Origin of the sequence: Actinomadura rubrisoli, assembly GCF_004349215.1 — a bacterium.
GTDB lineage: Bacteria > Actinomycetota > Actinomycetes > Streptosporangiales > Streptosporangiaceae > Spirillospora > Spirillospora rubrisoli.
The window spans coordinates 1-9529 of the sequence record NZ_SMKU01000362.1 but is presented as its reverse complement, the minus strand read 5'-3'; the positions used below and the strand labels follow the sequence as shown (position 1 = coordinate 9529).

9 protein-coding genes and 1 riboswitch are annotated in these 9529 nt (G+C 71.4%); of the genes, 3 read left to right on the top strand and 6 right to left on the bottom strand.

The window, feature by feature from the left end; genetic code table 11:
• Nucleotides 1-50 precede the first annotated feature (50 nt).
• Nucleotides 51-1136 carry a hemolysin family protein gene (locus E1298_RS39510; protein ID WP_243726096.1) on the bottom strand — a complete coding sequence of 362 codons (1086 nt, stop codon included), beginning with the start codon at nt 1134-1136 and terminating at the stop codon, nt 51-53.
• Nucleotides 1137-1225: 89 nt separating this feature from the next.
• Between E1298_RS39510 and galE the strand changes: the two genes are divergently transcribed.
• Together galE and galK are read left to right on the top strand one after the other, a co-directional pair.
• Nucleotides 1226-2179 carry a UDP-glucose 4-epimerase GalE gene (gene galE / locus E1298_RS39505; protein ID WP_131902506.1) on the top strand — a complete coding sequence of 318 codons (954 nt, stop codon included), beginning with the start codon at nt 1226-1228 and terminating at the stop codon, nt 2177-2179.
• Nucleotides 2176-3360, top strand: a complete 1185-nt coding sequence (galK, locus tag E1298_RS39500; RefSeq protein WP_131902505.1) for a galactokinase — start codon at nt 2176-2178, stop codon at nt 3358-3360. Before galE ends, galK begins: the two co-directional genes overlap by 4 nt.
• 59 nt (nt 3361-3419) lie before the next feature.
• Here galK and E1298_RS39495 read toward each other — a convergent pair whose 3' ends face one another.
• From E1298_RS39495 to E1298_RS39485, 3 genes are all read right to left on the bottom strand, one after another.
• On the bottom strand, nt 3420-4409 hold the full coding sequence (locus E1298_RS39495) for a malate dehydrogenase (RefSeq protein ID WP_131902504.1): 990 nt from the start codon (nt 4407-4409) through the stop codon (nt 3420-3422).
• 347 nt (nt 4410-4756) lie between these two features.
• A complete protein-coding gene (locus tag E1298_RS39490) occupies nt 4757-5974 on the bottom strand; it encodes an NADP-dependent isocitrate dehydrogenase (protein ID WP_131902503.1) in 1218 nt (405 codons plus the stop codon).
• Nucleotides 5975-6092: 118 nt separating this feature from the next.
• On the bottom strand, nt 6093-6521 hold the full coding sequence (locus E1298_RS39485) for a DUF3017 domain-containing protein (protein WP_131902502.1): 429 nt from the start codon (nt 6519-6521) through the stop codon (nt 6093-6095).
• Nucleotides 6522-6836: 315 nt separating this feature from the next.
• Between E1298_RS39485 and E1298_RS39480 the strand changes: the two genes are divergently transcribed.
• The gene (locus E1298_RS39480) at nt 6837-7574 is read left to right on the top strand and encodes an FHA domain-containing protein (protein ID WP_131902501.1); all 738 of its coding nucleotides are present in this window, start codon (nt 6837-6839) and stop codon (nt 7572-7574) included.
• Nucleotides 7575-8157: 583 nt separating this feature from the next.
• Here the strand turns inward: E1298_RS39480 and E1298_RS39475 are convergent.
• Together E1298_RS39475 and E1298_RS39470 are read right to left on the bottom strand one after the other, a co-directional pair.
• Complete coding sequence (locus tag E1298_RS39475; protein ID WP_131902500.1) at nt 8158-9012, bottom strand: bifunctional methylenetetrahydrofolate dehydrogenase/methenyltetrahydrofolate cyclohydrolase; 855 nt, start codon at nt 9010-9012, stop codon at nt 8158-8160.
• A 57-nt stretch (nt 9013-9069) separates the two neighbouring features.
• Nucleotides 9070-9155, bottom strand: a riboswitch (ZMP/ZTP riboswitch).
• Between the two features lie 39 nt (nt 9156-9194).
• Nucleotides 9195-9374 (bottom strand): hypothetical protein, encoded by a 180-nt coding sequence (locus E1298_RS39470; protein ID WP_131902499.1) that lies wholly within the window; start codon nt 9372-9374, stop codon nt 9195-9197.
• Nucleotides 9375-9529 lie beyond the last annotated feature (155 nt).

Genomic DNA, 9529 nt, shown 5'->3' with positions numbered 1-9529 from the left:
GGGCCGGAGGTGGGGCTGGACGCTTCGGGCATGTGCACGGACCGATTCTCTCAGGTGTCGCCGGAGGCGCCGTCGCCGGCCAGGGTGCCGCCGGGAAGCGTCTCGCTCATCTCGGCCGGACCTCCGTCCCTCGCGGCGCCCCCGAAGGCGGGGGTGTTCGGGCCGGACCCGTTCGGGGCCGGCGCCTCGTGCGGTGTGACCGCCCGCGGGGCCGCGGGCGGCGGCGCGGGCACCACCGGCATGACCGGCGGCGTCGCCCGCGGCGTGACGCGCACGCGCGCGACCCGACGGCCGTCCATCCGGGCCACCGCGAGATCGCGGCCCGCCGCCCGCACCGAGTCGCCCTCGGCGGGCACGCGGCCGAGGACCGCCATGATGTGGCCGGCGACCGTCTCGTAGGGCCCGGCGGGCAGCCGGATCCCGGTCTCGGCGGCGAAGTCGTCCAGGTTGAGCAGACCGTCCACCTCGACCACGCCGCCGTGCAGGCGCCGCGCCTGCGCGTCCTGCACATCATATTCATCGCGAATGTCGCCGATCAGTTCCTCCACGAGGTCCTCCAGCGTGACGATCCCCGCGACGCCGCCGTACTCGTCCATGACGATCGCCAGGTGGCAGCCCTCGCGGCGCATCTCCGACAGCACCGGCAGCACCCGTTTCGTGGACGGCAGGAACTTCACCGGCCGCACCAGCCGCCCGACCGGCCGGTCCCCGTCCGGGCCGTTCGGCACCAGCAGGTCGCGGATGTGGACGAACCCGATCACCTCGTCGTGGGAGTCGCGGCAGACCGGGAACCGCGAGTGCGGGCTGCCCGCCGCGATGCGCGCCGCCGCGTGCAGCGGGAGCGCCGCGTCCAGGAACTCGACCTCGGTGCGCGGCACCAGCACCTCCCGCAGGGGCCGCTCCCCCGCCGCGAACACCTCCCCGATCAGCGCCCGCTCGTCCGCGGTGAGCTGGGTGTTCTCCGCGACCAGCGCCCGCATCCGCTCCGCCGTGAGCTCCTCGCGCAGGGCGCGCGGGTCGCCGCCCGCCAGCCGCACGACCAGATCGGTCGATCTCGACAGCAGCCACACCAGCGGCCGGGCGAGGCGCCCCGGCGGCCGGGACGGCGGCTGCTCCACACGCGGCGTCCGATCCATGCGTTGAACCTTCCCCGTTCGGGGTTCCGGATAGCCTGGACGGAACCCGCCCGCCCGGTTCCCCGCCACACCGCCATGGAGGTTCATTCGTGAAGCTGCTCGTCACCGGAGGCGCCGGCTACATCGGCAGCGTCGTCTCCGCCCTGCTGCTGGAGGCGGGACACGAGGTCGTCGTGCTGGACGACCTGTCCACCGGGCACGAGGACGCCGTGCCGGAGGGCGCCCGGCTCGTGCGGGGAACGCTCCGCGAGACGGCGGCGGAGGTGCTGGGCGGCGCCGGGTTCGACGCGGTCCTGCACTTCGCGGCCAAGTCCCTCGTCGGCGAGTCCGTCGAGAAGCCCGGCCTGTACTGGGAGAAGAACCTCGGCGAGTCCCTGGTCCTGCTGGAGGCCATGCGCGTCGCGGGCGTCCCGCGGATCGTGTTCTCCTCGACGGCCGCGACGTACGGGGAGCCGGAGTCCACGCCGATCCTGGAGACCGACCCGACCCGTCCGACCAACCCGTACGGCGCGTCCAAGCTGGCGATCGACACGACGCTCGCCGAGTACGCCCGGCTGCACGGCGTCGGCGGCGTCTCGCTGCGCTACTTCAACGTCGCCGGCGCCTACGGCAGGCAGGGCGAGCGGCACGCCGTCGAGACCCACCTGATCCCGAACGTGCTGAAGGTCGCGCAGGGCGAGCGGGAGTCCGTCAGCCTGTTCGGCGAGGACTACCCGACGCCCGACGGCACCTGCGTGCGCGACTACATCCACGTGATCGACCTCGGCAGGGCGCACCTGCTGGCGCTGGAGGCGTGCGCGCCCGGCTCCCACCAGATCTTCAACCTGGGCAGCGGCACCGGCAACTCCGTCCGCGAGGTCATCGACGTCTGCCGCGAGGTGACCGGGCGCGAGATCCCCGCCGTGGTGAGCCCGCGCCGCGCCGGCGACCCCGCGGTCCTGGTGGCGTCCTCGGAGAAGATCCAGTCGCAGCTGGGCTGGAAGCCCGAGCGTGACCTGCGCGCGATGGTCGAAGACGCCTGGACCTTCCTCCGCTCCCGATGACCCGGCCCGCCGGGTCCGCGACCGGGCTCGATTCCGGCGCGCTCGCCTCCGCGTTCGCCGAGGCGTTCCAGCGGGCGCCCGAGGGCGTCTGGCACGCCCCGGGCCGCATCAACCTGATAGGCGAGCACACCGACTACAACGACGGCCTCGTACTGCCGTTCGCGCTGCCGCAAGGCGTGTCGGTGGCCGGGTCCCGCCGCGACGACGGCGTGATCGAGGTCCGCTCCCTCCAGACCGGCGGGACGCTCGTCACCGCGCCCGTCGCGGGCGGCCCGGTCGCGGCCGAGGGCCGGCCGTCCGACCGGGCGTGGGCCGCCTACCCCGTCGGCGTGGCCCGCGTCCTGCGCGAGCACGGGACGGGCGGCGCGTCCCTGCTGATCGACTCCGACCTGCCGCAGGGCGCCGGGCTGTCGTCGTCGGCCGCGCTGGAGTGCGCCACCGCCCTCGCCCTCTGCGACCTGCACGGGGTCGAGATCGAGCGGCCCGCGCTGGCCCGGCTGGCGCAGCGCGCCGAGAACGAGCAGGCCGGCATGCCGTGCGGGCCGATGGACCAGTCCGCGTCGCTGCTGTGCACGGCCGGGCACGCGCTCCTGCTCGACTGCCGCAGCGGCCTGTCCACGCAGGTCCCGTTCGCGCCCGCCGAGGCCGGGCTGACCCTGCTGGCCGTCGACACGCGCGCGGGCCACACCCTGACGGGCGGCGAGTACGGACGGCGCCGCGCCGAGTGCGAGCGGGCCGCGTCGCTGCTCGGCGTCGCCGCCCTCCGCGACGTCAAGGACCTGGCCGGGGCCCTCGGCTCGCTGCGCGACCCGGTGCTGCGCCGCCGCGTCCAGCATGTCGTCACCGAGAACCACCGCGTCGAGGCCGCCGCCGGCCTCCTGCGCGCCGGGGCGCCGGCCGAGCTGGGCGCGATGCTGAACGCCTCCCACCTGTCCCTGCGGGACCAGTTCGAGATCTCCTGGCCCGAGGCCGACGCGGCGGTCGACGCCGCGCTCCGCGCCGGCGCGCGCGGCGGCCGCATGATCGGCGGCGGCTTCGGCGGCTCCGTGATCGTCCTCACCGCCACCGACCGGGCCCCGCGCGTCCGCGACGCGATCACGACCGCCTACGCCGCCCGAGGCTGGACACCCCCGAACTTCCTAGAAGCCCGCCCCTCCCCAGGCGCCCACCGCACCCGCTAGCGCCACCACGAAGACGAGCCCCAGACCTCCAGGCCCAGGGCTCGTCGTGGACTCTCGTGTCAGATAAGACCGAGCTTGCGGACGGCGTCGCGCTCTTCCGCCAACTCGCGGACGGAGGCGTCGATGCGGGCGCGCGAGAAGTCGTTGATCTCCAGCCCCTGGACGATCTCCCACTTCCCGTCCTTCGTGGTGACGGGGAAGGACGAGATCAAGCCCTCGGGGACGCCGTACGAGCCGTCCGACACGACGGCCATCGAGGTCCAGTCGCCCTCGGCGGTGCCGTTCACCCACGTGTGCACGTGGTCGATCGCGGCGGACGCGGCGGACGCGGCCGACGACGCGCCCCGCGCCTCGATGATCGCGGCGCCGCGCTTGGCGACGGTCGGGATGAAGTCGTTCTCCAGCCAGCCCTGGTCGTTCACCGTCTCGGCGGCGTTCTTGCCCGCGATCTCGGCGTGGAAGATGTCCGGGTACTGGGTCGCCGAGTGGTTGCCCCAGATCGTCAGCCTGCGGAGGTCGGCGACCGACACGCCCGCCTTCTTCGACAGCTGCGCCAGCGCGCGGTTGTGGTCGAGGCGGGTCATGGCGGTGAACCGCTCGGCCGGGACGTCCGGCGCGTGCGACTGGGCGATCAGGGCGTTGGTGTTGGCGGGGTTGCCCACGACCAGCACCTTGATGTCGTCGGCGGCGCCGGCGTTGATCGCCTCGCCCTGCGGCTTGAAGATGCCGCCGTTGGCCTCCAGCAGGTCGCCGCGCTCCATGCCCTTCGTCCGGGGCCGGGCGCCGACCAGCAGCGCGACGTTCGCGCCCTCGAACGCCTTGGCGGCGTCGTCGAGGATGTCGATGCCGGACACCAGCGGGAACGCGCAGTCGTCCAGCTCCATGGCGGTACCCTCGGCGGCCTTCACCGCCTGCGGAATCTCCAGCAGCCGCAGGCGGACGGGGACGTCCGCGCCGAGCAGCTGGCCGGACGCGATGCGGAACAGCAGCGCGTAGCCGATCTGGCCCGCGGCGCCGGTGATGGTGACGGTGACTGGGGTGCGCGTCATTGCCTTCTTCTCCTGCTGTGACCTGACGGGGCTCAGGCGGCCATCCTTGGAACCCGACCGCCCGAGAGACGCGCCGCCGCGCGTTTTCTCTCGCCGTCGAGATATTTCACCGGGCTCAGGCTATCGCGCACCCCCGGGCTCCCGTCCGGCAGGTACGCCGACTGGCATGTCCCGGAACGCCGAAGGCCGCCCCGAGGTTTCCGGGACGGCCTTCGGCGTACTCATCCCCGCGACAGCGGGGCCGACCAAGTCACCCCCGTATGCGCGGGGAGCACGGAAAGGAGACCCCCTGGTTGACCACCCAGGCGGGACCATCCCCGCCTTAACGCGGGGCGTTCGGTCGAATACTATCCGTTCATCTTCTTCTGGAGGTTCATGTCGAGGGCCTCCAAAAATTCCTGCGTGGTCAGCCAAGGCGTCGAGGCGCCGACGAGCAGGGCGAGGTCCTTGGTCATCTGACCGGCCTCGACCGTCTCGACGCAGACCTCTTCGAGGGCGCGCGCGAAGCCGATCAGCTCGGAGTTGTTGTCGAGCTTGCCCCGGTGCTCCAGGCCGCGCGTCCAGGCGAAGATCGACGCGATCGGGTTCGTCGACGTCGGCTTGCCCTGCTGGTGCTGCCGGTAGTGCCGGGTCACCGTGCCGTGCGCGGCCTCGGCCTCGACGGTCTTGCCGTCGGGGGTCATGAGCACCGAGGTCATGAGGCCGAGGGAGCCGAACCCCTGGGCGAGGGTGTCGGATTGGACGTCGCCGTCGTAGTTCTTGGCGGCCCACACGAAGCCGCCCTCCCACTTGAGCGCGGCCGCCACCATGTCGTCGATCAGCCGGTGCTCGTAGGTGAGCCCCTTGGCCTCGAACTCGGCCTTGAACTCGGCCTCGTAGATCTCCTGGAAGAGGTCCTTGAAGCGGCCGTCGTAGGCCTTGAGGATGGTGTTCTTCGTCGACATGTACAGCGGCATCTCGCGGTTGAGCGCGTACCGCATGCTCGTCCGGGCGAAGTCCCGGATGGAGGCGTCGTAGTTGTACATCCCCATGGCGACGCCGCCGCCCGGGAAGTCCGCGATCTCGAACTCCATCGGCTGGGAGCCGTCCTCGGGCGTGTAGGTGATCGTCACCTTGCCCGGCCCCGGGACGACGAAGTCCGTGGCCTTGTACTGGTCGCCGTGGGCGTGGCGGCCGATGATGATCGGCTTCGTCCAGCCCGGCACCAGCCGCGGGATGTTGGAGGCCACGATGGGCTCACGGAAGATCACCCCGCCGAGGATGTTGCGGATCGTTCCATTGGGGGAACGCCACATCTTCTTGAGGCCGAACTCTTCGACGCGCGCCTCGTCGGGGGTGATGGTGGCGCACTTCACACCGACGCCGTGCTCCTTGATGGCGTTGGCGGCGTCGATCGTGACCTGGTCATCCGTGGCGTCACGGTGCTCGATCCCCAGGTCGTAGTACTTCAGGTCCACATCGAGGTAAGGCAGGATCAACTGGTCCTTGATGAATTTCCAGATGATCCGCGTCATTTCGTCGCCGTCGAGTTCGACGACCGGGGCCGCTACTTTGATCTTGGGCATGCTGTTGCTGTCCCTTTCCTACACCGGCCAGCAGTCCTTGTAAGGCTCAACTGGCAAGGCTAGCCGAGGTGGTCATGAGGTCTAGACCTGGCCTCGCGTGCGTCCGGCCGCAGGCCCGCTACCTGGGCGGACCGCCCCTGCGCCGGGTGACGAGCAGCGTCACGCCGCGCACGACGATCACGAGCCCGATCAGCACGCCGAACGCGCCGGAGAGCAGGAGCCCGGTCCTGTCCGTCGGCGGGACGCTCAGCGCGACGAACGCGATCCCCTCGCCGAGGATCACGAGCGTCCAGCAGTCGACGGGACGGCTGCGTACCGCGAGCAGGCCGAGCTGCGACTCGGGCAGCAGCAGCCGCGCGAGCGCGCCGAGCAGCAGCGCCGCCGCCATGAGCCCGGACCCCTTGCGGAAGTGGTCGAGGGCGCACAGCGCGAGCCCGCCCGCGACACCGCTCAGCACGAAGAGGTAGGGCAGCCGTCCGAGCCAGTGCGGTGCGGCGCTCCTGCCGCGCGGCGCCCTGCGCCTCCGCCGGTGCACCTCCGTGCTCATGGTGCGTGACCCCTCCGGCTCTGAACGGTTGCGTGGCTCCTCACGGTAGTCCCAATCCGGCGACGGCACGACATCGCCGCACGATGTCCATCGTCCGCACGGTGACCATTGCCTGACCGGCCCTTCAAGCGCATCGAGACCACTTCCGGACACGCGGGGTGCACACCCAGTGACAGGGACGGATGGGGTACGGGAGATGCCCATGAGCCCCAAATGCCTTGTGCCATCGGTCCTACTCGCCAGTAGGAGGGTGTGACGGTGACGCGCCCGGGTAACCCGGCAGACAGGGGTCGCTAACTAGCTGGGAGGACTGCCGTGGAGGGGCCGTTCATGCGGATCGAGGACAGCGGGCTGGTGGTGCCGCTGCGCCCCGACGTTACGACGGTCGGGAGAGGGAGAGGAGTCGACATCCGCCTCGACGACCCGAGTGTGTCCCGTCTGCACGCGGAGATCGTTCGGCGGGGCCCGTACGTGTATGTCGTCGACATGGGCCTGTCCCGTAACGGAACACGAGTCAACGGCCGGCCGATCGCCCGCCGAGTCTTGGAGGACGGCGACGTCGTGAGCTTCGGCACGGCGCGCTGCCGCATGGGGGGCATCCCCCGGGAGGAGGTCGATCCGGACGTCGAACTGCGGCGTGCCGTCGCCCCCGAACTGACCCGCCGCGAGGTCGACGTCCTGACCTCGCTCTGCCGGCCCGCCCTCTCGGACGAGGCCTTCGTCGCCCCCGCCACGGCCCGCGAGATCGCCAGTGATCTCGTGGTGACCGAGGCGGCGGTGAAGCAGCACCTGCTGCGCCTCTATCAGAAGTTCCGGATCCCCGAAGGGGCCAACCGGCGAACGCGGCTCGCCAACGAGGTCATCGCGATGGGCCTCGTACGTCCGCTGCCGCCGGTGCACGTCCCCCAGCAGAGCCGTCCGCCGATGGACGGCCGGACGACCGGGGTCAGGAGCCCTGCGGAGGCGCGCAGACCAGGTGCGCCGGGACACGTTCCCGGCCACGTCACGGGCCCGGGCCGGGCCCCGAGCACCGCAGGCCGCCGGGCCAGCTAATGATCGTGCGGTCGCCCTCTCCGGCAGCGCAACACGAGGGCGACCGCTCTGTTTATTTGAGTTCCCTTGGCGGTCGGCGCTGGCGCGCCTTCCTTCGGCGGGAACTCGGCGATCGCTGGCATCGCTTCGTCTCGCCTGGCGGCTCGCTTCGCGATCAGGTTCTTGCTTCGCTCGAACCTGGGCTTCGCACGCGATCGCAACGTTTCGGCTGTTGGGAGCTGAGGTTCAAGCAGTGGTCGAAGTGACGATAGTGCGGCGCTGAGGTCCGGGGCCGTGGCCAAGGTGACGGTGGCCTCGTACGGGTGATGCGGGGCTGAGGTTCGGGCAGTGGTTGAGGTGACGATGCTGGGGGCTTCGGTTCGGGCCGTGCCCCTCGTGCGCGCGGTGCAGGGCCTCCATTCGGGCTGTGGCATCGTGCGCGCGGTGAAGGGACTCGGTTCGAGCCGTGCCCCTCGTGCGGGCGGTGCGGAGCTTCGGCTCGGGCCGCGGCCCAGGCGACGGCGGCCACAGTGCGGACGGTGCAGGACCTCGGCTCGGGCCGCGGTCTCGCGCGGGCGGGTGCGAGTGCCCGGGTCGGGCTTGGTCAGGGGGCTGGCGCCTGTTCGGCGGCCTCGACCACGTTGGCTAGGAGCATGGCGCGGGTCATCGGGCCCACCCCGCCGGGGTTGGGCGCGACCCACCCGGCGACGTCTCGCACGTTCGCGGCGACGTCCCCGGTGAGCTTGCCGTCCACCCGGGACACCCCGACGTCCAGGACGGCGGCGCCCGGCTTCACCATGTCGGCCGTGACGAGGCCCGGGACACCCGCCGCGGCCACGACGATGTCGGCCTTGCGGGTGTGCGCGGCAAGGTCGCGGGTGGCGGTGTGGCAGAGGGTGACGGTCGCGTTCTCGGTGCGGCGGGTCAGCAGCAGGCCGAGCGAACGCCCCACGGTGAGCCCGCGCCCGACGACGGTGACCTCGGCGCCCTTGATCGGGACGTCGAACCGGCGCAGCAGCTCGATGATCCCCTTCGGCGTGCACGGCAACGGCCCCGGCTGCATGAGCACGAGTCGGCCGAGGCTCATCGGATGCAACCCATCGGCGTCCTTCGCGGGGTCGATGCGCTCCAGCACGCGCTGCTCGTCCAACCCCCTGGGCAGCGGCAATTGGACGATGTAGCCGGTACAGGCGGGGTCGGCGTTCAGCTCGGCGACGGCCTGCTCCACCTGCTCCTGCGTGGCGTCGGCGGGCAGATCACGGCGGATGCTCTCGATCCCGACCTCGGCGCAATCGCGGTGCTTCATGTTGACGTAGGAGTGGCTGCCCGGGTCGTCCCCGACCAGCACCGTCCCAAGCCCCACGGACACACCACGCTCCCGGAGCACTTCCACACGGTTCTTAAGGTTCGACCGGATCTCCGCGGCGGTGGCCTTGCCGTCCAGAATCTGTGCCGTCATACGGTTTCCTCCGCGCTGGTAAGGCCGGGACATCCGGAACCGGGTCCCGGCTTAGGCCCCGTCCACCCAGGCGCGCGGTGTCCGGACTGAAGTTCGCTCCCCGGTGGTGCCCCACCTTGCCTGCGCCAGTCGCGTCGAAACCATGCTAGTCAGTCCCGCCCCAGGGACGCTCGCAGGACGGCCTAGTCCTCATCGGGCCTCTGACGCCAGGCAATGAGCCGGTCGGTGCCGTGCCAGCCGAGCTGGGCGGCGAGCATGGCGGCCAGGACCGCAGCGATCAGGCCGATCACCTGCCGGGATTCCATCAGCAGGGCGTCGGCCTGGGAGACCGTCCCCACAAGGAGGGTCAGCACCACGTCCATAGAGCCTCCATCTGTGAACGGCCACGCCAGGGTCAAGGAATGTCACAGAGGGCGTGGCAGGCCGAGGCTACCAACGCCGCACGGGTAAAAACGCCCAAGAGCGCAGTAAAGGGCAGGAGGCGAGGACACCCCAGGGCCAACCCCGCCCCCCAAAC